General features: G+C 69.7%; 24 protein-coding genes and 1 tRNA gene. 11 read left to right on the plus strand and 14 right to left on the minus strand.

The features are described 5' to 3' along the window. Positions 1-78: 78 nt before the first annotated feature. On the minus strand, positions 79-807 hold the full coding sequence (locus ACH4EW_RS16490; protein ID WP_398257113.1) for a response regulator: 729 nt from the start codon (positions 805-807) through the stop codon (positions 79-81). Beyond that, positions 804-1,646 carry a sensor histidine kinase gene (locus ACH4EW_RS16495; protein WP_398257117.1) on the minus strand — a complete coding sequence of 281 codons (843 nt, stop codon included), beginning with the start codon at positions 1,644-1,646 and terminating at the stop codon, positions 804-806. The genes ACH4EW_RS16490 and ACH4EW_RS16495 overlap by 4 nt, the downstream gene beginning before the upstream one ends. Positions 1,647-1,763: 117 nt before the next feature. On the opposite strand from ACH4EW_RS16495, the gene ACH4EW_RS16500 reads away from it, so the two are divergent. Further along, the gene (locus tag ACH4EW_RS16500) at positions 1,764-2,486 is read left to right on the plus strand and encodes an ABC transporter ATP-binding protein (RefSeq protein ID WP_398257120.1); all 723 of its coding nucleotides are present in this window, start codon (positions 1,764-1,766) and stop codon (positions 2,484-2,486) included. Then, entirely contained in the window at positions 2,483-4,798 is a 2,316-nt protein-coding gene (locus ACH4EW_RS16505) for an FtsX-like permease family protein (protein ID WP_398257123.1), read from the plus strand. Before ACH4EW_RS16500 ends, ACH4EW_RS16505 begins: the two co-directional genes overlap by 4 nt. 119 nt (positions 4,799-4,917) lie before the next feature. Here ACH4EW_RS16505 and ACH4EW_RS16510 read toward each other — a convergent pair whose 3' ends face one another. The 6 genes from ACH4EW_RS16510 to ACH4EW_RS16535 all read right to left on the minus strand — a co-directional run bounded on the left by ACH4EW_RS16510 (position 4,918) and on the right by ACH4EW_RS16535 (position 9,721). After that, positions 4,918-6,144: an acyl-CoA dehydrogenase family protein gene (locus ACH4EW_RS16510; RefSeq protein WP_398257126.1), complete on the minus strand. Its 1,227-nt coding sequence runs from the start codon at positions 6,142-6,144 to the stop codon at positions 4,918-4,920. An 8-nt stretch (positions 6,145-6,152) separates the two neighbouring features. After that, positions 6,153-7,175, minus strand: a complete 1,023-nt coding sequence (locus ACH4EW_RS16515) for a phosphotransferase family protein (protein WP_398257650.1) — start codon at positions 7,173-7,175, stop codon at positions 6,153-6,155. A gap of 111 nt (positions 7,176-7,286) precedes the next feature. Further along, entirely contained in the window at positions 7,287-7,598 is a 312-nt protein-coding gene (locus ACH4EW_RS16520) for a DUF202 domain-containing protein (protein ID WP_398257129.1), read from the minus strand. After that, entirely contained in the window at positions 7,595-7,990 is a 396-nt protein-coding gene (locus ACH4EW_RS16525) for a YidH family protein (protein ID WP_398257132.1), read from the minus strand. The genes ACH4EW_RS16520 and ACH4EW_RS16525 overlap by 4 nt, the downstream gene beginning before the upstream one ends. Positions 7,991-8,187: 197 nt before the next feature. Next, positions 8,188-8,709 (minus strand): NUDIX domain-containing protein, encoded by a 522-nt coding sequence (locus ACH4EW_RS16530; RefSeq protein WP_398257135.1) that lies wholly within the window; start codon positions 8,707-8,709, stop codon positions 8,188-8,190. Between the two features lie 118 nt (positions 8,710-8,827). Then, on the minus strand, positions 8,828-9,721 hold the full coding sequence (locus tag ACH4EW_RS16535; protein ID WP_398257138.1) for a DMT family transporter: 894 nt from the start codon (positions 9,719-9,721) through the stop codon (positions 8,828-8,830). Between the two features lie 206 nt (positions 9,722-9,927). Between ACH4EW_RS16535 and ACH4EW_RS16540 the strand changes: the two genes are divergently transcribed. Together ACH4EW_RS16540 and ACH4EW_RS16545 are read left to right on the plus strand one after the other, a co-directional pair. Next, entirely contained in the window at positions 9,928-11,583 is a 1,656-nt protein-coding gene (locus tag ACH4EW_RS16540; protein ID WP_398257141.1) for an FAD-binding dehydrogenase, read from the plus strand. Between the two features lie 228 nt (positions 11,584-11,811). After that, positions 11,812-13,632: an acyl-CoA dehydrogenase gene (locus ACH4EW_RS16545; RefSeq protein WP_398257144.1), complete on the plus strand. Its 1,821-nt coding sequence runs from the start codon at positions 11,812-11,814 to the stop codon at positions 13,630-13,632. Between the two features lie 77 nt (positions 13,633-13,709). Here ACH4EW_RS16545 and ACH4EW_RS16550 read toward each other — a convergent pair whose 3' ends face one another. The 3 genes from ACH4EW_RS16550 to ACH4EW_RS16560 all read right to left on the minus strand — a co-directional run bounded on the left by ACH4EW_RS16550 (position 13,710) and on the right by ACH4EW_RS16560 (position 16,395). Next, positions 13,710-14,159, minus strand: coding sequence for an ASCH domain-containing protein (locus ACH4EW_RS16550; protein ID WP_398257147.1), 450 nt, complete (start codon positions 14,157-14,159; stop codon positions 13,710-13,712). 317 nt (positions 14,160-14,476) lie between these two features. Further along, entirely contained in the window at positions 14,477-15,874 is a 1,398-nt protein-coding gene (locus ACH4EW_RS16555; protein WP_398257150.1) for a gluconate:H+ symporter, read from the minus strand. 11 nt (positions 15,875-15,885) lie between these two features. Continuing rightward, positions 15,886-16,395 carry a gluconokinase gene (locus ACH4EW_RS16560; RefSeq protein ID WP_398257153.1) on the minus strand — a complete coding sequence of 170 codons (510 nt, stop codon included), beginning with the start codon at positions 16,393-16,395 and terminating at the stop codon, positions 15,886-15,888. A 144-nt stretch (positions 16,396-16,539) separates the two neighbouring features. Between ACH4EW_RS16560 and ACH4EW_RS16565 the strand changes: the two genes are divergently transcribed. The 3 genes from ACH4EW_RS16565 to ACH4EW_RS16575 all read left to right on the plus strand — a co-directional run bounded on the left by ACH4EW_RS16565 (position 16,540) and on the right by ACH4EW_RS16575 (position 19,134). After that, entirely contained in the window at positions 16,540-17,241 is a 702-nt protein-coding gene (locus tag ACH4EW_RS16565; RefSeq protein WP_398257156.1) for a FadR/GntR family transcriptional regulator, read from the plus strand. Between the two features lie 178 nt (positions 17,242-17,419). Further along, positions 17,420-18,505 carry an S-(hydroxymethyl)mycothiol dehydrogenase gene (locus ACH4EW_RS16570; protein ID WP_398257158.1) on the plus strand — a complete coding sequence of 362 codons (1,086 nt, stop codon included), beginning with the start codon at positions 17,420-17,422 and terminating at the stop codon, positions 18,503-18,505. After that, positions 18,505-19,134, plus strand: coding sequence for an MBL fold metallo-hydrolase (locus ACH4EW_RS16575; protein WP_398257161.1), 630 nt, complete (start codon positions 18,505-18,507; stop codon positions 19,132-19,134). The genes ACH4EW_RS16570 and ACH4EW_RS16575 overlap by 1 nt, the downstream gene beginning before the upstream one ends. Here the strand turns inward: ACH4EW_RS16575 and ACH4EW_RS16580 are convergent. Together ACH4EW_RS16580 and ACH4EW_RS16585 are read right to left on the minus strand one after the other, a co-directional pair. After that, positions 19,128-20,081, minus strand: coding sequence for a pseudouridine synthase (locus ACH4EW_RS16580; RefSeq protein WP_398257164.1), 954 nt, complete (start codon positions 20,079-20,081; stop codon positions 19,128-19,130). The two genes, ACH4EW_RS16575 and ACH4EW_RS16580, sit on opposite strands and share 7 nt — an antisense overlap. 300 nt (positions 20,082-20,381) lie before the next feature. Further along, positions 20,382-20,466, minus strand: a tRNA-Leu gene (locus ACH4EW_RS16585). A gap of 183 nt (positions 20,467-20,649) precedes the next feature. Here ACH4EW_RS16585 and ACH4EW_RS16590 point away from each other — a divergent pair. From ACH4EW_RS16590 to ACH4EW_RS16600, 3 genes are all read left to right on the plus strand, one after another. Then, on the plus strand, positions 20,650-21,975 hold the full coding sequence (locus ACH4EW_RS16590; RefSeq protein ID WP_398257166.1) for a M20/M25/M40 family metallo-hydrolase: 1,326 nt from the start codon (positions 20,650-20,652) through the stop codon (positions 21,973-21,975). A gap of 164 nt (positions 21,976-22,139) precedes the next feature. Further along, positions 22,140-22,373, plus strand: a complete 234-nt coding sequence (gene chpH, locus ACH4EW_RS16595) for a chaplin ChpH (RefSeq protein WP_398257169.1) — start codon at positions 22,140-22,142, stop codon at positions 22,371-22,373. Positions 22,374-22,511: 138 nt separating this feature from the next. Further along, positions 22,512-23,270 carry a chaplin gene (locus tag ACH4EW_RS16600; RefSeq protein ID WP_398257172.1) on the plus strand — a complete coding sequence of 253 codons (759 nt, stop codon included), beginning with the start codon at positions 22,512-22,514 and terminating at the stop codon, positions 23,268-23,270. Between the two features lie 90 nt (positions 23,271-23,360). Here the strand turns inward: ACH4EW_RS16600 and ACH4EW_RS16605 are convergent, their stop codons facing one another. After that, on the minus strand, positions 23,361-23,549 hold the full coding sequence (locus tag ACH4EW_RS16605; RefSeq protein WP_398257175.1) for a DUF5703 family protein: 189 nt from the start codon (positions 23,547-23,549) through the stop codon (positions 23,361-23,363). 47 nt (positions 23,550-23,596) lie between these two features. Here ACH4EW_RS16605 and ACH4EW_RS16610 point away from each other — a divergent pair, with 47 nt between their 5' ends. After that, on the plus strand, positions 23,597-24,256 hold the full coding sequence (locus ACH4EW_RS16610) for a hypothetical protein (protein ID WP_398257177.1): 660 nt from the start codon (positions 23,597-23,599) through the stop codon (positions 24,254-24,256). Positions 24,257-24,275 lie beyond the last annotated feature (19 nt).

Below are 24,275 nucleotides of genomic sequence, written 5' to 3' on the forward strand. Positions count from 1 at the left end.
ATGCTGAGGTCTCGATCGTCCGTGACTGATGTGGAACGACGGTGGCTCAGGACCCTTCTGAGCGGAACCTGGCCCGGGTCACCGTCCGCGCACCGGGCGCTGCTGCCCCCCACCCGGCGAGACCAGGCCCGTCTCGTACGCGAGAACCACCGCCTGGGCGCGGTCGCGGAGGTTGAGTTTGGCGAAGATCCGCGCCACGTGCGTCTTCACTGTCGACTCGCTGAGCGTCAGCTCGCTCGCCAGCTCGCTGTTGGAGAAGCCATGCCCCAGCAGTGTCAGCACCTCCCGCTCGCGCGGCGTCAGCGGGGCCAAGTCGCGGTGCGGCGCCGGGGCTTTGGTGGAGGCGGCCGGGGTGGGGGCACCGGTGGCGAAGCGTTCGACGAGTCGGCGCGTGATCGAGGGCGCGAGCAGCGCGTCCCCTGTGTCCACCAGGCGTATGGCGGCGGCGAGATGGGCCGATGTGACGTCCTTGAGGAGGAAGCCGCTGGCGCCTGCGGCGAGGGCGGCGTACACGTAGTGATCGAGGTCGAAGGTGGTCAGCATGATCACCCGGCACCGGGGGACCTGGACGAGGATCCGGCGGGCGGCCTCCAGGCCGTCCATTCCGGGCATCCGGATGTCCAACAGCGCGACGTCCGGCCGGTGTTCGAGCACCTTGGCGACCGCCTCGGCGCCGTCGGATGCCTCGCCCACCACGTCGATCCCGCGGGCGGTCAGGATCATCCGGAACCCGGTGCGGACCAGCTCTTGGTCGTCGGCGATCACGACCCGGGGCCCGAGCTGGCCGGTTGAGGGCGCGTCCGTCACGGCCGGTCCAGCGGGATGCGCGCGCGGATGCGGAAGCCGCCGCCGATGCGGCGCCGGGCGTCGAGGTCGCCGCCGTAGACGGCGACCCGCTCGCTCAGGCCGAGCAGCCCGCGCCCCGTCCCGTCGGCCCGCCGCTCGGGACCAGCCGCGTCCCCGGTGAGCACGCTCGGCCCGCTGTTCAGCACCTCCACCCGCAGGTAGTGGTCCGCGTAGCGCACTGTCACCTCCGCCTTCACCCCGTCCCCGTGCTTGAGCGCGTTGGTCAGCGCCTCCTGGATGATCCGGTACGCCGTCACGTCGATTCCGCCCGGCAGTGGCCGCGGCTCGCCGGAGATCCGCACCTCCACCGGCAGGCCGGCGAAGGCGAACCGGTCGATCAGCGGGCTGAGCCGACTGAGGCTCGGCTGCGGCGCGAAGCCGTCCCGATCCGGCTCGTCGGCGCCGTCCGGCGCGGGGGCGAGCAGGCCGAGCAGGTGTCGCAGTTCGGTCATCGCGTTCCGCCCGGCGGTCTCAACGGCGGTCATCGCGGCCGTTGCTTCCTCCGGCATGGTGGCCAGCACCTCACGGGCCGCACCGGCTTGCACAACCATCAGGCTCACGTTGTGGCTGACGATGTCGTGCAGCTCCGCGGCGATCCTGGCCCGCTCGGCGTCGACGGCCGTGCGCGCCGCGCTCTGCCGCTCCCGCTCCAGCAGCCAGCCGCGCTCGCCTATTGCCGCCCGGTACGCGCGCCGCGCCTGGGCGAGCGCCACGGCCAGCCAGCTGGCCGCGCCTGCTGCCACCAGGGCGGCGATCCAGCCCGCATTCGTTCCCCACACGCCGCCAGCTTCCCAGCTCACGGCATGGTCCACATCATTCGGGGGTGCCGTCTGTGTACATCCCCGGTACTACGGGCCCGGACAGTTACATCCCGGGTGGGATCCATCGTCGGGCCTGCCGCTTCTAACGTCACGGCCATGAGCAATGACGACGGGACCACCCGGCCGGGCGACGCGCAGATCGTCGTCGAACTGTCAGAAGTCCACAAGGAGTTCGGAGATGCCAAGGCTCTGGACGGCATCGACCTGCGGATCCGCGCCGGCGAGGCGGTCGCCGTGATGGGCCCGTCCGGCTGCGGCAAGTCCACCCTGCTGAACATGGTCGCCGGCCTGGACCGGCCCACCTGCGGCACGGTCCAGGTGCACGGCCAGGACCTGGGGCAGTTGAACGAGACCGGGCTGGCACTGTTCCGCCGCCGGCACATCGGCATGATCTTCCAGTTCTTCAACCTCATCGACGACCTGCCGGCACTCGACAACGTGGCCCTTGCCGCCCAGCTGACCGGCACCTCGGCGCGCCAGGCGCGCCGACGGGCGCTGGAGCTGCTGGACGAACTCGGAGTCGCCCACCGCAAGGACACCTACCCGGCCACCCTCAGCGGTGGCGAGCGCCAACGAGTGGCCGTCGCCCGGGCGTTGATGAACCGTCCGGCGCTGCTGCTGGCGGATGAGCCGACCGGCGCCTTGGACAGCCGCTCGGGTGAGCAGGTGATGGACCTGCTGATCGACCTCAACCAGATCGGGCAGACGCTGCTGATCGTCACCCACGACCCGCACCTGGCCACCCGCTGTGCCAGTCGGCTGGTGGAGGTCGCGGACGGCCGGATCGCCCGCGAGCGCTCCCTGGAGCACTCCGCATGACCGGGGCCGTGTGGCGGGCCTCGCGCGCGGCGGTCAAGCGGCGCAGGCTCCAGACGATCGTGATCGGCCTGGTCGTCTTCTGCTCGACCACGACCATCCTGCTCGCACTCGCCGTCATGAGCGCCGCGCGGGCGCCGTTCGACGCGGCCTTCGGCCAGCAGCGCGGCGCCCACGTGGTCGCGACGTTCGACACCGCGAAGGCCCCGGCGGAGCGGTTGGCCGCCACCGCCAAGGGGCCGGGCATCGAGGCCGCCGCCGGGCCCTTCGCCCAGGTGACCCTGGACATCCCGACCGACTGGCTGGGCAACGCGCCCGGGCCGATCACCCTGGTGGGCCGGGCCGACCCGGCGGGCCCGGTGGACCGCGTCAAGCTGCTCGCGGGCCGCTGGGCCACCCAGCCGGGCGAGGTCGTCGTCCAGATGGGCTTCCGGGGCACCGGCTGGGATGTTCTGCTGGGTCGGACGATCGCGCCCGCCGGCGCCCCGCCGCTCACCGTGGTCGGCGTCGCCACCAGCCTGAGCAAGTCGGCGGGCGGCTGGGTCACTCCCGAGCAGGTGGCCGCCCTGCATCCCGTCTCGGCGCAGATGCTCTACCGCTTCACCGACGCCTCGAACGAGGACAGGGTGAAGGCGGACCTTGCCAGGGCCACCAAGGGCCTGCCCGGGGACGCGCTGACCAGCGCGCAGTCCTACCTGACCCTCAAGCAGGCGTTCTCCGCCTCGGCCGACTCCTACCTTCCGTTCATGTCGGTCTTCGGCGGGCTCGGGCTGGTGGTGGCCGTCCTGATCGTCGGGAACGTGGTGAGCGGCGCGGTGGTGTCCGGCTACCGGCACATCGGCGTTCTCAAGGCGCTCGGCTTCACCCCACGCCAGGTCGTCACCGTCTACGTCACGATGGTCTCGGTGCCCGCGGTCGTCGGCAGCGTCCTCGGTACTGCGGTCGGCTGGGTGCTGGCCCGGCCGATCATCGACACCGCCTTCTCCGGGGTCGAAACCGGCACCGCCGCGCTCGACCCCCCGCTCTGGCTGCCGTTCGCCTGCCTGGTCGGCGTGCCGCTGCTGGTCGCCGTCGCCGCCTTCCTCCCGGCCTCGCGCGCCCACCGGATCTCCGCCGCCGAGGCGATCACCGCCGGCAGCGCGCCGCGGACCGGGCGCGGCCTGCGGATCCAACGCTGGCTGAGCGGCACCCGGCTGCCGCGCGCGGTCAGCCTCGGCCTGGGCCAGCCCTTCGCCCGCCCGGCCCGGACGGCGCTCACCATGTCGTCCATCGTCCTGGGCGTGGTCACGGTGACCTTCGCCACCGGTCTGAGCGGCACGCTGCTCGCCTCGCTTGAGCCGCCGGAGGCGGACAACGGCCGCACCTTCGTCCACGTGCAGGTGGGCTCGGCCGATGCCCACCAGAGGGTGCCGAAGCTGACCGACGCCCAGATCGAGGCTGAGCTGCGTTCCGACCCCAGAGCCGACCAGGTGACCTCGCGAGCGTTCGAACAGGCCGCTGTGGTCGGTTACACCCAACCCGTGTTCGTCGACTTCTACGGTGGTGACGCCGTCGAGCGGCCACTGCACGTGGTCAAGGGGCGCCCGGCGACCGGGCCGGGCGAGGCGATCGCCGGGCCCGCGTTCCTGGACCAGCACGGACTCAAGCTCGGCGACCGGATCACCCTGGACCTCGGTGGCCGACTGCTGCCCCTGACCATCGTCGGCGAACCCCTCCAGGGCAACGCGCGGTCGGTGCAGTCCAACGCGGCGACTCTGGCCAGGCTCGGCATGAAGCTGCACGTGGTCGAGTACTCCGTGCGGCTCGCTCCCGGCGCGGACGCAGACGCCTACATCAAGGCGATCAAGGAGGCCGACCCAGGGCTCTACCCAAACGTGGTGACGCACCAGGCGCCCGGCCCCATCGCGTCGGTCATCAGCTTCTCGACGATCTTCACCGTCCTGCTGTGCGTGGTCGCCTCGCTCGGCGTCTTCAACACCGTGCTGCTGAACATACGGGAGCGCCGCAGAGACCTCGGCATGCTGAAGTCGATCGGCATGACGCCGCGCCAGGTCGTCGCGATGACGGTGACCTCGGTCTTTGGGCTGGGCGTGGTCAGCGGAATCATCGGCGTCCCGGTCGGGATGGTCGCCCATCGGCTGATCATCGAGCACATCGAGATCCTGGTGTTCTCGGAGTCGATGATCAATGTCTGGCACGCCCCAGTGCTGGTCGCCGTTGCCCTGGCGGGCGTCTTCATCGCCGTCCTCGGCGCGCTGCTCCCGTCCCGCACGGCGGCACAGCTGCCGATCGCCGAGGTACTGCATAACGAGTGACGCAAGCCCTGCCGGGCCGAGCGACGAGCCGGGGGACGTCGCCCGGCCCGGTCGCGCGGGCGGAAATGCCCCGCGTGCGGTCAGCGCGAGCTGACGCTGTCCGTTGCCCGGGCCACCGCCTACATGTACCGCTTGATCTCCCGCCGGGCCAACGACCGCTGATGCACCTCGTCCGGCCCGTCCGCCAGCCGCAATGTCCGTGCCGCCGCCCACAGTTCGGCCAGCGGGAAGTCCTGGCTGACGCCACCCGCACCGTGCAGCTGCACCGCCTGGTCGAGGATGTCGACCACCGCCCGAGGCGTGGCGATCTTGATGGACTGGATCTCCGTGTGTGCACCCCGGTTGCCCACCGTGTCCATCAGCCACGCCGTCTTCAGCACCAGCAGCCGCAGCTGCTCCACCGTGACCCGCGCGTCCGCGATCCAGTTCTGTACCACGCCCTGCTGGGCGAGCGGCTTGCCGAAGGCCGTACGGGACACCGCCCGCTTGCACATCAGCTCGATCGCCCGCTCGGCCATGCCGATCAGTCGCATGCAGTGGTGGATGCGGCCCGGCCCCAGACGTGCCTGGGCGATGGCGAAGCCGCCGCCCTCCTCGCCGATCAGATTCGCGGCGGGCACCCGTACGTCCGTGAAGACGACCTCGGCGTGACCGCCGTGGTAATGGTCCTCGTAGCCGTACACCTGCATGGCGCGCCGCACTTCGAGACCGGCGGTGTCGCGGGGGACCAGGATCATCGACTGCCGACGGCGGATGTCCGCGCCGTCAGGGCCATCGGCAGTCGCCGTCCTGCCCATCACGATGAAGATCTGACAGTCCGGGTTCATCGCCCCGGAGATGTACCACTTGCGGCCGTTGATGACGTAGTCGTCACCCTCCCGCACCATGCGCGTCTCGATGTTCGTCGCGTCCGACGAGGCCACCTCGGGCTCGGTCATCGCGAACGCCGAGCGGATCTCGCCGGCGAGCAGCGGCTCCAGCCACCGCTTCTTCTGCTCGTCCGTGCCGAACTGGAGGAGCACCTCCATGTTCCCGGTGTCCGGCGCCGCGCAGTTCAACGCGGTCGGCGCCAACTGCGGGGAACGGCCGGTGATTTCGGCGAGTGGTGCGTACTGGAGGTTGGTCAGTCCGGCACCGTGCTCGGCATCGGGAAGGAAGAGGTTCCACAGCCCCTGCCGCCGCGCCTCGGCCTTCAGGTCCTCGACGATCTGCGGGGTGTCCCACGGGGAGGCCAGAAGCGCGCGCTGTTCGTCCGCGATCTTCTCGGCCGGGTGGACATGCTCGTCCAAGAAGGTGAACAGCTTGCTGCGCAGCTCTTCGGTACGGGCGTCGAATGCGAAGTCCATGGGGGTGATCAGCCTTCCTGGAGGGTGGTGAGGCCGTGCTCGATGAAGACGGGGACGAGATCGCCGATGCCGTCGAAGCCGGCGCCGATGGTCTGGCCCAGGGTGTAGCGGTAGTGGATGCCCTCCAGGATCACGGCGAGCTTGAACCAGGCGAACGCCGTGTACCAGGAGATGGCGGAGGTGTCCCGGCCGGAGCGCGCGGCGTAGCGCTCGATGAGTTCGGCGGGGGTGGGGTGGCCGGCCGCGCCGCTGGTGGTGGAGACCGGGGAATTCGGCAGATCGAGGTCGCAGCTGTACATCACCAGCAGTCCGAGGTCGGTCAGCGGGTCGCCGAGCGTCGACATCTCCCAGTCGAGAACGGCCTTGATCCGGTCGTCGGAGCCGATCAGGACGTTGTCCAGGCGGTAGTCGCCGTGTACGACGGTCGGCGCGGGGGAGACGGGCAGCTCACGGCCGAGCGCGGCGTGCAGTTCGTCGATGCCGGGCAGCTCACGGTTGCGGGAGGCGTCCAGCTGCTTGCCCCAGCGGCGCAGCTGTCGGTCGAGGAAGCCCTCGGGGCGCCCGAAGTCGCCGAGCCCGACGGACTCCGGGTCCACGGCGTGCAGTTCGACGAGGGTGTCGACGAGACCGAGGACGGCCGCCCGGGTGCGCTCGGCGCCCAGTGGGGCGAGCTGCTCGGCCGTGCGGTACGGGGTGCCCTCGACGTACTCCATGACGTAGAAGGGCGACCCGGTCACCGAGTCGTCCTCGCAGAGCAGCACCGGTTCGGGCACCGGAACGGCCGTCGGGAACAGGGCGCTGATCACCCGGTGCTCGCGCTTCATGTCGTGTGCGGTGGCCAGCACATGACCCAGCGGGGGCCTGCGTACGACCCAGCGGCCGGTGCCGTTCGTGACGATGTACGTCAGATTTGAGCGGCCGCCCTCGATGAGCCGGGCTTCGAGCGGTCCGTTCACCAGTCCCGGCCGCTCGCGGTCGAGATGTCCGCGCAGCCGGTAGAGGTCGAGACCTGGCGGGTGGGCTGGGCTCATCATGCGCACCTCCGTGGTGAAAGACGGTCGGCGTTCATCATGCCGACCAGTCGGTATGTCGTCCAGCGAGCTCCCGGAATCCGGTTCGTGGACTCAGAGCCCGGCAGGATCTCAGAAGAGCATGGCCACGGCGAACACCGCGAGCGCGATCGTGCACGCCGCAGCGGTCAGCGCCCCGCGCGCCGAAAGCGGCTGCGGACGCGCGGTCCCCATTTCGAGGACCCGCCGGTGCGCCACGAGCAGGAAACCGAGCCAGGTCAGTGCGCTCAGCGCCATGGCGACGACCCCGGCCGGGCTCGCCCCGTCGTGCAACGCCTGCTTGACCGCCAGCAGTGCCACGACCGTGCAGGACAGGGTCGTACGTCGCCAGGCCAGCCTGGTCCGCTCGGGCTGCAGCCCGGGGTCGCGCCCCTCGGCCGTCACCGGCCCTCCCAGCCGAAGAGGACCACCACCACCATCACCACGGCGACGACGGCGACCGCGAGACCGAGCAGCGTCGGGAACCGGGAGACCGGCAGGTCCTTCCCCCGCCGCATCGCCCGCTCGCACAGCACCCAGTGATTGATCGCCCGCAGCGCACACAGCACACCGGCCCCGAGCAGCGCGAGCGCCAGTCCCGTGCGGATGCCCCACGCCAGCTCCGGGAGGAACTGGTCGACCGCGAAACCGCCGCCGATCAGTGCGAGAGCCGTGCGGATCCAGGCGAGGAAGGTGCGCTCATTGGCGAGCGAGAACCGGTAGTCGGGGGTTTCGCCCTCTTCGCGGATTCGCTGCGGCGCGAACCACAGCCGCAGGCTCTGTACGAATTCGTTCACGCGTGAACCTTACGACCTCGCCCATGATTGTCAGCGGCGTCGGTGAACACGCCGACCGCGGTCGGCAGCATGGGCCCGGCCCATGCTGCCGGCATGCGAGAACCTGGTGGAACGTGCCACCACCGACCACGGCCGCAATCCACCCGGCACGGGCCCGGCCCCGGGAGCGGGCGCGTGTCTGCCGCCGGAGTCCTGACTCAGGAGCTTGCCCGGCCCGCCCGGAAGGCGCGCAGCCGGTGGTACGTCTCCAGGCCGTCCGGCACCCACTCCCAGTCGCCGAGCCGCCGCTCCAGCTCCGCATCGGTGAGGAAGGTGTGCCAGGCGACCTCCTCCACCTGCGGGTTCACCGGCAGCTCGCACCGTACCTGGTAGACGTGGCTCCACCAGGAGTGCTCCGCACTCTTGTAGAGGAACTTGAACAGCGGCTCGGGGCGGGGGAGTCCGGAGACTCCCAGCTCCTCCTCGGCTTCCCGCAGCGCCGCCTCGTCGTACGACTCTCCGGCCCCGACCACCCCGCCGACGAACATGTCGTAGTGGGACGGAAAGAGCAGTTTGGTGGGGGTCCTGCGGTGCACGAAGAGCCGGCTCCCGGCATCCCTGGCCTCGATGAAGACGCAGCGATGGCGCAGGCCCCGCGCGGTCGCCTCGCCGCGCGGGGCCTGCCCCACGACCACGTCGTTCTCGTCGACGATGTCCAGGATCTCGTCAGAAGGAGTCACGTCCTTCATTCAACATCAGACCACTGAAAGTGATCACTGGCCCATGACGTACTCGATCAGCACATGGTGCCGCCCGCCGCCGCGAGGCGGACGGCCCCCGTGGCCGGACAGCCGCCGCTCAGTTCGGCTGGAGGCTCTTCTCCCGGCGCCCGCTCACGGGCCCCTCCGGCATCGCGGGATGCAGTCCGAGCAGCACGATCCCGACGACGATCGCCACGAGCCCGGCCGCCTGCCAGGCCAGTGCGCCGGTGTCGGTGCGCAGTTGGTCGCCGAGGAAGCCGACCCCGCAGGCGATCCCGGCCAGCGGCTGGGACGCGGTCAGCGGGGGCAGCGAGACCCGCAGCGGGCCCGTTTCGAACGCGCTCTGCACCAGGACCAGTCCCGTCACTCCCAGCACCACCACCGCGTACGGCTGCCACGACGTCACCAGTACCGCCCAGCCCCCGTCGGACAGCCGTTGCCCGCTGACCCGGGTCAGGGCGTCCTGAAGTCCGTACAGGAGCCCGGCCGCCACCGCGAGCAGCGCCGGCGCGACCCCGGACTGCATGCGCTTGGCGAAGGTGGTGAGCAGCAGGGAGGTGCCCACGACCACGCCGATCACCAGCCAGTGCCGCAGCGGACTGGTCACCACCTCGCCGCCCCGCGGCTGGCCCGCCAGCAGAAAGGCGGCGACCCCGCCGGCGAGCAGCCAGAGCCCGGACCAGCCCTGCCGGCCGAGCCGCTGTCCGGTGCGATGGCGTGACAGGGTCATCGCGAACAGCAGATTGGTCGCGAGCAGGGGTTCGACGACGGACACCTCGCCCTTGCCCAGGGCCAGGGCGCCCAGCACCATGCCGCAGACCATCAGCCCGATCCCGGCCAGCCAGCTCGGCACCCGCATCAGGTCCAGCAGCAGCCGGGGGGAGAGATAGTCGCTCCTCGGGGCGTGCGAGGCGGCGGCCTGCTGGAGGACGAATCCGAACCCAAGACAGCAGGCGGCACTCACGGCGAGCACGAGGACCAGCACTGACACGCTTCCACCTCAAGTCAGGCCAGAAGTGGGTGATTTTTTTCGACGATAGCGCCTGTGCCCCGCGGGTGCGGCCGGAGTGCCGCCGACCGGGCTGTTGACGCGACGGCGGCCGGTGCAGAAGATCTGACGCACGAGTAACCTCCGACGCGTCCGCGCCGGACCGCCACCGCGGCCGTGCCCGGATCGCCCCGACAAGGATGGAACCCATGGCGTACGACGCTGATGTGATCGTTATCGGGGCGGGGCTCGCCGGTCTGGTGGCCACCGCCGAGCTGGTCGACGCGGGGCGCTCGGTGATCCTGCTCGACCAGGAGCCCGAACAGTCGATCGGCGGCCAGGCGCACTGGTCCTTCGGCGGTCTCTTCCTCATCGACTCGCCCGAGCAGCGCCGGATGCGCATCAAGGACAGCCATGAGCTGGCCCTCCAGGACTGGCTCGGCACGGCGGGCTTCGACCGCAAGGAGGACCACTGGCCACGGAAGTGGGCCGAGGCGTACGTCGACTTCGCGGCCGGTGAGAAGCGCTCCTGGCTGCACGCCCAGGGGCTGCGGCTCTTCCCCGTCGTCGGCTGGGCGGAGCGCGGCGGCTACGACGCGAACGGCCACGGCAACTCCGTACCCCGCTTCCACATCACCTGGGGCACCGGCCCCGGCATCGTCGCCCCCTTCGAGCGCCGGGTCCGCGCGGGCGTCGCCAAGGGCCTCGTCCGGCTGAAGTTCCGCCACCGGGTCACCGGCCTCGGCCGCACCGCGGGCACCGTCGACACGGTGACCGGCGAGATCCTGGAGCCGAGCGCGTCCGCCCGCGGCACCGCGAGCAGCCGGGTGACGACCGGAACCTTCGAGCTGAAGGCCCAGGCGGTGATCGTCACCTCCGGCGGCATCGGCGGCAACCACGACCTCGTACGCAAGCAGTGGCCCCAGCGGCTCGGCACCCCGCCCGCGAAGATGCTCTCCGGCGTCCCCGCCCATGTCGACGGACTCATGCTCGGCATCACGGAGGAGGCGGGCGCCCACCACATCAACCGCGACCGGATGTGGCACTACACCGAGGGCATCGAGAACTGGAACCCGATCTGGGCCAAGCACGGCATCCGCATCCTTCCCGGACCGTCCTCCCTCTGGCTGGACGCCCGCGGCAAGCGGCTGCCGGTCCCGCTCTTCCCGGGCTTCGACACCCTCGGCACCCTCGAACACATCATGAAGTCCGGCTACGAGTACACCTGGTTCGTCCTCGACCAGAAGATCATCGGCAAGGAGTTCGCGCTCTCCGGCTGCGAGCAGAACCCCGATCTGACCGGAAAGTCGATCCGCGACGTGATCGGCCGGGCCCGCGCGGACGTACCGGCCCCGGTGAAGGCATTCATGGACAGCGGGGTGGACTTCGTCGTCGAGAAGGACCTCGCAGCACTGGTCCGCGGGATGAACGCGCTCACCGAGGAGCCGCTGATCGACGAGGCCGGACTGCGCCGCGAGATCACCGCACGCGACCGTGAGATCGCCAACCCCTTCACCAAGGACCTCCAGATCACCGCGATCCGCGGGGCTCGCGCCTATCTCGGCGACAAGCTGATCCGTACGGCTCGACCGCACCGCATACTCGACCCCAAGGCCGGCCCGCTGATCGCCGTACGGCTCAACATTCTGACCCGCAAGTCGCTCGGCGGACTGGAGACGGACCTGTCCTCCCGGGTGCTCACCGAGGACGGCACACCTCTGTCCGGTGTGTACGCGGCGGGGGAGGCGGCCGGTTTCGGCGGTGGCGGGGTGCACGGTTACCGCTCGCTGGAAGGGACCTTCCTCGGCGGCTGCATCTTCTCCGGACGGGCGGCGGGCCGGGCAGCGGCGCAGGCGGTGGGGTAGGGCACACACTCCCGGAGATCCGGTCCCACCCGCCCCGGGCGGCCCCGCAGGGCCCGGAGGGCGACAAACTCCCCCGGTGCTGACGGTGCGGCTGCTGCTGCGTCTCCGCACACCGACCAGGCACGGTTGCCCGTATCTCGGAGTGAGCAGATACCGTCATCCGGATGATCTCAATCGTGTTGATCATCACGCAGTGATGACCGAACGTATGAGCTAGCGTTCCGAAGCGTGATCAACACCTCACTCACCTCTGACCAGGCAGCTTCAACCGCTACAGCGCTGACACGGGCGCTCTTCGGCGAACAACTGGAGCAACTCCACGAGCCCTGGCGCAAGCTGTTCAGTACTGAGCCGTTCCGCTTCAGGGAAGGGCTGTCACCCGATGAACGTGCCGAGCTGTCCTACGAGCGTTTACGCCTGATCAACGAGGCACTCGACAGTCCCGAGGACTTCGTGGTCGACGTGGAACGACTCGCGGCACTCCACGAATGGGTCGGCCCGGTGGACGCGGGGCTGGGAACAGTGGCGAGTATCCACTACAACCTCTTCCTCGGCAGCCTCCTCGACCACACATCGGGCCCGAACCGTGATCTGCGGGAGTTCGCCGAGCTGCGGCGTACGGGAACGTTCCTGTGTACGGAGGCCGGGCACGGCAACAGCGCCGCGCAACTGGAGACCACCGCCACGTACGAACCGGCCGCGGGCGAGTTCGTGCTGCACACTCCCCATGCGGCCGCCCGCAAGTTCATGCCGAACACCAGCTCCACCGGCGGTCCCAAAACCGCGGTCGTCGCCGCCCGCCTCATCACGGACGGCAAGGACCGGGGCGTCTTCCTGTTTCTTACCCCACTCAGCGACGATGCCGGGTTACCGATGCCAGGAGTCGAGATACGCAGGCTGCCACAGACAGCCACCGCACCCGTCGACCACTGCGTCACATCCTTTGACCACGTCCGGCTGCCACGGGAAGCGCTTCTGCAGTCCGACCACGGAAGCCTCACCCCGGAAGGCGTCTTCATCAGTTCGATCGGCAGCCACCGTAAGCGCTTCCTGCGCTCCATCGGCCGCGTCACCACCGGCAAGCTCTGCATGAGCGGCTACAGCCTCGGAGTCACGCGCCACGCGCTCGCCGTAGCCGTACGCCACGCCCACACGAGGCAGACTTCCGGCGTGTCGGCCCGCGGCAGCGTTCCGCTGTTCGCTCACCGCAGCCACCACACTCCACTCATCGACGCCATCGCCACCACCTACGCCGCGACTCTCCTGCACCGCGCCGTGGTACGGCAGTGGGCACAGGCGACGGAGTCGGAGCGGGAGAACGGTGAGCGGTTCGCAGCCATAGCCAAGGGCTGGATCACCTGGCGGGCCCGCGCCGTCATGACCGAGTGCCGCGAACGCTGTGGTGCGCAGGGGCTCTTCCTGGCCAACGGAATCGCGGGACAGCTGGCAGCCAACGAGGGAACCATCACGGCGGAAGGCGACAACCTCGTCATCTGGGTCAAGGCGGCCGGCGAAATGCTTCTTGGACACTTCACTCCGAAGCCGTCCCCCGACGCGCCTCCCGAGGATCGCGACCTCGTCGATCCGGTCTTTCTTCAAGACCTCTTGGCGGACATCGAACGCATCTGGCATCAGCGCGCACGTACACGCCTGCGCAGCGGAAAGGCCGGCAACCCTCTCAATCGATGGAACGCCACCGTCACACCGGCTCTGGAACTGGTCGACGCCTACGCACACCGCCAGGCTGCTCAAGCTCTTCTGGATGCCGCAGTCCAGGCTGATCACCCTGAAGCGCAGCACCAACTGCGAATGCTGCACCGCCTGTTCAGCCTGCGTCGCGTCGCGGCCCACAGCGGAGACCTGCTCGCGGAGGGATACCTGACCAGTGCTCAGGTGAGGCAACTCCCCGACGCGGCCGAGAGCGTCGTCGCAGACCTCGCACCCCATGCCGTGACCCTCACGAACGGATTCGCCGTCGTGGACGAGGTTCTCCTCGATCACCCCATCAACCGTCCCGAAGGCTACGAAGACAGCCCGCTGCCTTTCTGAGAGCCTTCGGCCGCGGCAGAGGACCGGCTGCGGCCGTGGAGAACTCGGCTGCGGCTGTGGAGAACCGGCGGACCCGACTACCGCTGCGCCGCGCCCACGACGGGATCCAGCAGCTCGACGACCCGGAACCGTTCGGCGACGACCATGGTGTCGTCGTCGACCGTGAACCCCGGGTCGCCGAGCGCCTCCCGCATCTCCTGGCTGTGCCAGAACTTCTCGTGACCCGCACGCCACTCGGCCACCGAGGTGTCGCCCTCGCCCTCGTCGATCGCGTGCTGAAGGTCGATGTCGCCGAGGCGCAGCACCCGTACTTCCGTCACCTCCAGCACTGCGATCTCCCGGCCGTCCGAGTCGATCAGAGCGGACCGCTCGCCCACCGGAGGCAGTTCCTCCTTCTCCGCCTGGTACTCCGCGAGCAGCCCGGTCGTCGACACCTTCACACCGGCGAGCACCGCTCCCACCAGCCGATCGCGCAGGGGTCCGGGGAAGGCCAGCAGAAAGGGCTTGAGAGGTTCACGGTTCGACATGGCGCCAAGTCTGACATGTCCGGCCGGGTGCGGCGCCGGGACGCGCACCCCGATCGGGGTTCGTCAACTGCGCGGGGAGCGAGCAGAGTTGGTATCAGGTGCGGGCGACCGCACGCGGCCCCTGATGACCTGCGGCCGCAGACCCGCAGGGTCCGCGATGTCCAGTGCGTCCGTCGGGATCGTGCCGGCGGGGCACACGACAAGGGCGCTCGCCGACCCGGAGACACGCCGTGGCATGCGCACCGGGTCGGTCGAGCGCCATTGGGCACGGTCCCGGCATGCGCTGTGGGGGAGGACCGTGCGGGCGGCCGAACTCGCTAGAGAACCAGCGACAGCAGCAGGATGAAGACCAGCGAGACCACGGAGATGATGGTCTCCATCACCGACCAGGTCTTCACCGTCTGGCCGATGTCCATTCCGAAGTACTCCTTCACCAGCCAGAACCCGGCGTCATTGACATGGCTGAAGAAGAGCGAGCCCGCGCCGATGGCGAGCACCAGCAGGGAGGCTTGGGCCGCCGACATGTCGGCGGCCAGCGGGGCGACCAGACCGGCCGCCGAGATGGTGGCCACGGTCGCCGAACCGGTCGCGAGCCGGATCGCGACGGCGATCAGCCAGGCCAGCAGCAGTGCCGGGATCGACCAGTCCTTGGAGAGGTCCAGGATCATCTGGCCCACACCGGCGTCGATGAGGGTCTGCTTGAAACCGCCGCCCGCACCCACGATCAGCAGCACACCCGCGATCGGGGCGAAGGACTTCTCGACGGTGGTGGAGAGCCGGCCCTTGGTGAAACCGGCCGCCCGGCCCAGCGTGAACATGCCGACTATGACGGCCGCGAGGAGCGCGATCAGCGGCGAGCCGATCACATCGGTGACCCGCTGGAGACCGTGCTCCGGGTCGTCCACGACGATGTCGACCAGGGCCTTGACCAGCATCAGTACAACGGGCAGCAGAATCGTCGCCAGCGTGGCGCCGAAGCTGGGCCGACGGTCCAGCTCCTCCGAAGGACGCTGCGGAATCATCTTCTCCGGAGCCTTGATGTCCACCCAGCGCGCGGCGTAACGGGAGAAGACCGGCCCCGCGATGATCACGGTCGGGATCGCGACCAGCACACCCAGCGCGAGCGTGAGACCGAGGTTGGCGCCGAGGGCGTCGATCGCCACCAGCGGGCCGGGGTGCGGCGGAATCAGCCCGTGCATCACGGAGAGGCCGGCCAGCGCCGGGATACCGATCCGCATCAGCGAGTAGTTGCCGCGCTTCGCGACGAGCAGCACCACCGGGATCAACAGCACGATCCCGACCTCGAAGAACAGCGGCAGACCGATGATCGAGGCGATCAGCACCATCGCCCACGGCATGGCCCGCCCGCTCGCCTTCGCGAGGATCGTGTCGACGATCTGGTCCGCGCCGCCGGAGTCGGCGAGCAGCTTGCCCAAAATGGCGCCGAGCGCGATGAGGACACCGACACCCGCGACGGTCGAGCCGAGGCCGGCGGTGAAGCTGGCGATGGTCTTGGCCGGTGCGGCGCCGGCGAACGAGCCGAGCGCCAGCGAGCCGATGGTCAGCGCGAGAAACGCGTGCATCTTGAACTTGGTGATGAGCAGAACGATGACGGCGATGCCCGCCAGGACTGCGATGCCCAACTGTGCGTTGCCGGCCGAGGTGATCGGTTCGACGGCATCCGCTGCCAGCATCTCGACGCTGAGACTGGTCACGGTGGTGATCCTTAGCTATCGAGCCGGCGCAACGCGGCGACGGCTCGCTGGGTGATTTCTTCGGGGGTGCCGGACACATCGACGGCGACGCCGGCCTCGTCGTCCTGCAGCGGTTGCAGGGTGGCGAACTGCGAGTCGAGCAGTGCGGTGGGCATGAAGTGGCCCTTGCGCTGCGCCATGCGCTCCTCGATCAGGGCGCGGTCGCCGGTCAGATGGAGGAAGACGGCACCGGGGGCCTCGGCCCGCAGCCGGTCCCGGTAGACCCGCTTGAGTGCCGAGCTGCTCACCACCCCGCCGAGCTCCGCCCGGCCGTGCGCCCACTGACCGATCGCATCGAGCCAGGGCCACCGGTCGGAGTCGTCCAGCGGGGTACCGGCCGACATCTTGGCGATGTTCGCCGCGGGATGGAAGTCATCGCCCTCGGCGTACGGAACGCCGAGTTCGGCGGCGAGCAGGGGGCCGATCGTGGTTTTGCCGGTCCCTGCAACGCCCATCACCACGACGACGTGGGGGGTGCTCATTGGTGGTGCCTCGCTGTCTGCTTCGACGTCTTCCTCGACATCGGTCCGTCGCGCTACTGAAACCTATACGTACGACTTATTCAAGATGTTGTGAGATAAACGTCGTACTTTTTGTTCTCGAAGGGCGCCCCGTAGGCTGTGTCCATGACCACACAGGGCCCTGGGCTGCATACGCATGTGCTGGACACCCTGGGTCTGGAGATCGCCGCGGGGGAGCACCGGCCGGGACAGGTACTGCGTACCGACGAGCTGGCCCAGCGCTTCGACGTCTCGCGCACGGTCGTACGCGAAGTCGTCCGCGTCCTCGAATCCATGCACCTGGTCGCGTCCCGGCGCCGGGTCGGCGTGACCGTACAGCCGACCGAGGCGTGGAATGTCTACGATCCGCAGGTCATCCGGTGGCGGCTGGCCGGCGCCGACCGCCCGCGCCAGCTGCGCTCCCTGACCGTGCTCCGCTCGGCGATCGAACCCGTCGCGGCCGGCCTCGCCGCCCGTAACGCCACCCCGGAGCAGTGCGCGGCCCTCACCGAGTGCGCGCTCGGCATGGTCGCCACCTCGCGCGGCCAGCAGCTGGAGGGGTATCTGGAGCACGACATCGCGTTCCACCGGATCGTGCTCAACGCCTCCGGCAACGAGATGTTCGCGCGGCTCGGCGATGTCGTCGCCGAGGTCCTGGCGGGACGCACCCACCACCAGGTGATGTTCGAGGACCCCGACCCGGCCGCGGTCACCCTCCACGTCCGGCTCGCCGAAGCGGTGCGCGAGGGCGACGCGGCGGCGGCGGAACGGCTGACGAAGGAGATCGCGGTGGGCGCGCTGCACGAGCTGGACGTGCTCGCGCCCTGAGGTCGCACCGCGGCGCCGTCGCACGGCACGTGCCGCGGCCCCCGCGGAGCGATCGATCCCGCGGGGGTGGGAGGCAGTCGCTTCCCGCCAACGCGGCGCGCCGCCGTGACACCCTCACGGGGCGTACGGTTGTTCGCGTTCGATCTTCACAGAATGACGGAAACAGGGAGACCACGGTATGTCGCAGCAGGTGCAAGGAGTCATCGCACCGGGGAAGAACGAGCCGGTACGGGTCGAGACGATCGTGATCCCGGACCCGGGCCCCGGCGAGGCCGTGGTGAAGATCCAGGCGTGCGGCGTCTGCCACACCGATCTGCACTACAAGCAGGGCGCGATCAACGACGACTTCCCGTTCCTGCTCGGCCACGAGGCATCGGGCGTGGTGGAGTCCGTCGGCGAAGGCGTCACGGACGTCGCACCCGGCGACTTCGTCATCCTCAACTGGCGTGCCGTGTGCGGGCAGTGTCGTGCGTGCCTGCGCGGCCGCCCCTGGTACTGCTTCAACACCCACAACGCCAAGCAGAAGATGACGCTGCTCGACGGCACGGAGCTGTCGCCGGCGCTCGGTATCGGCGCGTTCGCCGAGAAGACCCTCGTCGCCGCCGGCCAGTGCACCAAGGTCGACCCGGAGGTCTCCCCGGCCGTCGCCGGGCTGCTCGGCTGCGGCGTGATGGCAGGCATCGGCGCCGCCATCAACACCGGACAGGTCGGCCGAGGCGACTCGGTCGCCGTGATCGGCTGCGGCGGTGTCGGTGACGCGGCGATCGCGGGCGCGCGGCTGGCCGGCGCGGCGAAGATCATCGCTGTGGACATCGACGACCGCAAGCTGGAGACGGCGAAGACGATGGGGGCCACGCACACCGTCAACTCCCGCTCCACCGACCCGGTCGAGGCGATCCGCTCCCTGACCGACGGCAACGGCGCGGACGTCGTCATCGAGGCAGTCGGCCGCCCGGAGACCTACAAGCAGGCCTTCTACGCCCGAGACCTCGCAGGCACCGTCGTCCTGGTCGGCGTCCCGACCCCGGAGATGCAGCTGGAACTGCCGCTCATCGACGTCTTCGGCCGCGGCGGCTCGCTCAAGTCCTCCTGGTACGGCGACTGCCTGCCCTCGCGCGACTTCCCGATGCTCATCGATCTGCACCAGCAGGGCCGGATCGACCTCGGCGCGTTCGTCACCGAGACCATCGGACTCGGCGACATCGAGCAAGCCTTCGCCCGGATGCACGAGGGTGACGTGCTGCGTTCGGTGGTGGTCTTCTGATGGCCGTCCGCATCGACCACCTCGTCACCTCCGGCACCTTCGCCCTCGACGGCGGGAAGTGGGACGTCGACAACAACCTCTGGATCGTCGGCGACGACACCGAGGCGATCGTCATCGACGCAGCCCATGACGCCGCCGCCATCGAGGCCGCGCTGAACGGCCGTACGCTGCGCGCCATCGTCTGCACGCACGCGCACAATGACCACATCGACGCGGCCCCGGCCCTCGCCGACGCCACCGGTGCACCGGTCCTGCTGCACCCCGACGACCTGCCGCTGTGGAAGCAGACCCACCCGGACCGCGCCCCGGACGGCGAACTGGCCGACGGCCAGGAGCTGGAGATCGCCGGAACGACGCTTCACGTACTGCATACCCCTGGTCATGCCCCGGGCGCCGTCTGCCTGTACACCCCCGAACTGTCCACCGTCTTCACGGGTGACACGCTCTTCCAGGGCGGGCCCGGCGCCACCGGACGCTCCTTCTCGCACTTCCCGACGATCGTCGCGTCGATCAGGGACCGGCTGCTCGCCCTGCCGCCGGAGACCACCGTCCGTACCGGGCACGGCGATTCCACGACCATCGGCGCGGAGGCCCCGCATCTGGACGAGTGGATCGCCCGCGGTCACTGAGGCCCGCGGCTCACGGGGCCGGGCCACGCGGAGAGCCGCAGCCCGCTCTCGAAGCGGCGCGGCCCGCCCGTGACCGGATCGGTGAACTCCAGCACCCGGGCGAGGAGTTGGAGAGGGTGCGACCAGTCGTCGGTCGCACCCTCCGCCCGGACCACCGGGTAGACCGGGTCGTGGACGAGCGGCAGCCCCAGGCTGTTCATATGGACCCGCAGCTGATGGGTGCGCCCGGTGGCGGGCAGCAGCCGGTAGCGGCCGAGACCCTCCCGGTGCTCCAGCAGCTCGATCCGGCTCTCGCTGTTCGGCTCGCCCGGCTCCTCGCGGGCGGCGATCACCCCGCGCTCCTTGACGATGCGGCTGCGTACCGTCCGCGGAAAGGCGAGTTCGGGGTCGTACGGTGCCACCGCCTCGTACTCCTTGCGCACCAGACGGTCCCGGAACAGCGTCTGATACGCACCCCGCTCCTCGGGCCGTACGACGAAGAGGACGAGGCCCGCGGTCAGCCGGTCCAGCCGGTGGGCGGGCTGCAGCCCGGGCAGGGCCAGCTCGCGGCGCAGCCTGGCCACCGCGGTCTCGGTGATGTGCCGGCCGCGCGGTGTCGTCGCCAGGAAGTGCGGCTTGTCGGCGATGACGAGATGCTCGTCGCGGTGGACGACGCCGACCGGGAAAGGTACCGGCTCCTCCGGCGCGAAGTCCCGGTGGAACCAGATGTACCGGCCGGCGGTGTACGGCTCGTCGGCGGACACCGGGCCCTGTACGGAGACGAACCGGCCCTCGGCGAACATGGCATCCACCCGCGCCGCCCCGATCGCACCGGCGAACCGCGCCAGCAGATGATCGCGTACCGTCGCCCACCGGCCGTCCGGATCCTCGGGGAGCCGCAGCCGGACCGGATCGATGCCGTCCCGCTGCGGCAGCGGCGCCGACGGAGGCTTCGCACGCCCCCTCATCGGGGCGCGCCGACCGGTACGGCGGTGCTCATGGTGCCGTGCTCCTCGCATGCTCTCCGGGGCCGGCCACAGCCGCCCCGTGGCTCCCCGAACGCATCCTTCCACAGCGGCGGCAAGGCCGCCCCGGCCACCTGGGCGGCCCGGCCCGCAGCTGCGATGCGTGCTCCGCCGCATCCATCTGCTCGCTCGTCCACCGCCGCGCGGCGAACCGAAGGGTTGCCCCCTGTCGGGCCCATGCGCGACCGTGCGGGCGCAACACAGAATGCCGACCAGGATCGCTCCTGATCGGCATTCTCTCTGTGTCCGAGGGGGGACTTGAACCCCCACGCCCGATAAAGGGCACTAGCACCTCAAGCTAGCGCGTCTGCCATTCCGCCACCCGGACAAGGTGTCTGTCTCGCGGGCCCGGCCCGTTCCGACGTGGAAAACAATAGCAAACATTCGGGGGTGCTCGATCACGCCAGGGGGAGCGTGAAGGGCGCATGACGAGGAGTGGGGGCCTTGGGTGTGCGGGCCGGGCACGGGAGGATGAGGGGGGAGCACCACGGCGACAGCGGAAGGAAGCAGTGTGAGCGAGACCAACGCGGCCCGGACCGTCTCGGGCGAGGACGAGGTCGTGGACCTCTGTCGTGAGCTGATCCGGATCGACACCAGTAACTACGGGGACCACTCGGGTCCGGGGGAGCGGGCCGCCGCCGAGTACGTCGCGGAGAAGCTCGCCGAGGTCGGGCTGGAGCCGCAGATCTTCGAGTCCCACAAGGGCCGGGCCTCGACCGTGGCGCGGATCGAGGGCGAGGACCCGTCCAGGCCCGCGCTGCTGATCCACGGCCACACCGATGTGGTTCCGGCCAATGCTCACGACTGGACGCACCACCCGTTCTCGGGCGAGGTCGCGGACGGCTGCGTGTGGGGCCGCGGTGCGGTCGACATGAAGGACATGGACGCGATGACCCTCGCGGTCGTCCGCGACCGGATGCGCAGCGGCCGCAAACCCCCGCGGGACATCGTGCTGGCCTTCCTCGCGGACGAGGAGGCGGGCGGCACGTACGGTGCGCGGTATCTCGTGGACAAGCACCCCGGCCTCTTCGAGGGCGTCACCGAGGCGATCGGCGAGGTCGGCGGCTTCTCCTTCACGGTGAACGAGAAGCTGCGGCTCTACCTCGTCGAGACTGCCCAGAAGGGCATGCACTGGATGCGGCTCACCGTGGACGGCGCCGCCGGCCACGGCTCGATGACCAACAACGACAACGCGATCACCGAGCTCTGCGAGGCGGTCGGACGGCTGGGACGGCACGAGTGGCCGGTCCGGGTGACCAAGACCGTGCGGTCCTTCCTCGACGAGCTGTCCGACGCCCTCGGCACCCCGCTCGACCCGGAGGACATGGAGGCCACGCTGGCCAAGCTGGGTGGCATCGCCAAGATGGTCGGCGCCACGCTCCGTAACTCGGCCGCTCCCACCATGCTCGGTGCCGGCTACAAGGTGAACGTGATCCCCGGCCAGGCCACCGCCCATGTCGACGGCCGCTTCCTGCCCGGATTCGAGGACGAGTTCCTGGCCGATCTGGACCGGATCCTCGGCCCGCGGGTGAAGCGCGAGGACGTGCACGGGGACAAAGCGCTGGAGACCAGTTTCGACGGCTCGCTCGTGGATGCGATGCAGGTCGCCCTCAAGGCGGAGGACCCGATCGCGCGTGCCGTTCCTTACATGCTTTCTGCCGGTACGGACGCCAAGTCCTTCGACGATCTCGGCATCCGCTGCTTCGGTTTCGCCCCGCTGAAGCTGCCCCCGGAGCTCGACTTCGCCGGCATGTTCCACGGTGTGGACGAGCGTGTACCGGTGGACGGTCTGCAGTTCGGCGTGCGGGTGCTCGACCGTTTTATCGACAACTCCTGAGTCTCTGCCGCTTTTCCGTCGATTCTCCGCATCAACAATCGCCAGCGTGTGCGTATTTGACCGGAACGAGTGAAAGGAACCATAAGCTCGTAGCCCAATTACCCCTTCCTCGTTACAGGTGATGCGGTCCGCGGCTGGGACCGCATTGCCAACTAGGAGGAATAATGATCAAGAAGGTCGTCGCTGCTGCGGCTGTTACCGGTGGTCTGGTGCTCGCGGGCGCGGGCATGGCCGTAGCGGACTCCGGTGCCCAGGGCGCCGCTGTCGACAGCCCCGGTGTGGTCTCGGGCAACGTCATCCAGGCGCCCGTGCACGTGCCGGTGAACGCGTGTAGCAACACGATCTCCGTGATCGGGCTGCTGAACCCCGCCTTCGGCAACGGCTGCGCCAGCAGCTGACGTTGTGCGTCAACCCGTAAGGGTTTGAATCCGGTCGGCCCCGGAGTGCACGCCATGCACTCTGGGGCTGCTGGGTAATCCGCCCCCGCACGGTCAAGTCCGGGGGTATTCCGCAAGGTAGAAGGCAGGAATCAACCTATGCGACAGGTCACGCGTAAAGGCCTGATCACCATGGCGGCTGCGGGCGGCGTGCTCGCGCTGAGTGGCGGTTATGCGCACGCCGACGCGGGAGCGGCCGGCGGCGCATCGAATTCCCCGGGGGTGCTTTCAGGGAATTCGGTCCAGGTCCCGGTCCATGTACCGGTCAACGTATGCGGTAACTCCGTGAGCGTTGTGGGACTGCTCAACCCGGCGGCAGGAAACACCTGTCGAAACGGTTCGCAGAGCGCTGCTTCGGACCGCCACGCCTCGGGCAGCCAGGTCTCCGGCGATCGGACCCTGGCACCCCGGGCGGGGACCGGCAAGCACCGGGCCGTCACGAGCGACACGAAGAGCGGGGCGACGGCCGACGCGGTCACGAGCGGCTCGCCCGGTCTGCTCTCGGGCAACAAGGTCGCGGTGCCCATCGACATCCCCGTGAACGCCTGCGGGAACAGCGTCACCATCGGCGGACTGCTCAATTCTGCATCCGGCAACGAGTGCGGAAATGTTCCGGACGCTGTCACGCCGCCGGTCGGCACTCCGGTCACTCCGGCCACTCCGGTCACCCCGGCCACCGGGCACCAGCCCCCGGCACCCGGACCGCGAGACGTGTCGAACGCGCATGAGACACAGAACGTCGCGCAGCTCGCACACACCGGAGCGGGCGGGCTCGACCTGCTGGTTCCGGCGAGCGCGGGTCTGCTGCTGGCGGGTGCGGGCACGGTGCTGTACCGCCGCGCCCGGATGTCCGCATAGCGGACCTGGCGCCGCGACAGGCAAGGCACCAGGCGGCGAAGCAAGTACGGCGAAAGGAGCGGGCCCCGCGACTGCGGGGCCCGCTCCATCTCACCAGGTGGCCCGGAGCTGGCGGATGATGCGCCGGCGCAGCCGGACTCTGCGACTGCCGTCACGGCGCAGCGTCAGTCGTTCCAACTCCCAGTGCCCGTACTCGGCATGGTCGGTCAGCAGACGGGCCGTCTCCTTCCGGGACACCCCGCGCGGTACGTACACATCGACAAATTCGTATTCCGGCATCGCATCTATTGTGCGGGCAGAGCCCGTGTACGGATAGCGTCTGCACTATGTCTGATGCTGCGCAGCCCACCGCTGCCGAGGTACGCGCCGCCGCCGAAGCGATCAAAGCCGCGCTCGACCGTCACCTCGAGGCGGTCGAACGCCGGACAGGGGACGACGATCCCGCTGTCTATGACGCGTTCAACGCACTGGCCGCCGCCGCCGAGTTGTACGACGAACTGCTCTACGACCGCTACGACGAGGTCACCCCTTTCGAGATCCCGGGTGTGGAGGGCCCCCTGCCGCCGTACACCGGCCCGGAGGAGCCGAGCGCGCTGAGTGTGCTGATCCGGCGTGACTACGCGGTGGTGGAGCCGCCGCGGCTGCTCGCTCAGGCCCAGCGGATCGCCGACCTCGATCCGGACGACCGCGCCGGCGGGTGCGCCGCGGTGGTCGGCTCCAGCGTCCATGCCGCGCTCGGAGTGCTCTTCGGTGAGTACGAACCGGACGAGATCGCTTCCCGGCATACGGAGTTCGGTCTGGAGGAGGGCGACTCCACGCTCTGGGTCACGGCTGCGGAGGAGCTGCCCGAGGCGGGGGAGTGGCTCGGCGCACCGTTCGACGAAGCGGACCCGCAGCTGGTGGTCTGTCGCTTCGACGTCAGCGCCGTCTTCGACGAGGACGAACCGGATGTGGAGCCGGCCGGCCTGGTGGCGGACAGCTCCTGATCCCTCCGCCTGACGGGCT

Source organism: Streptomyces sp. NPDC018000, assembly GCF_044328025.1.
Taxonomy (GTDB): domain Bacteria; phylum Actinomycetota; class Actinomycetes; order Streptomycetales; family Streptomycetaceae; genus Streptomyces.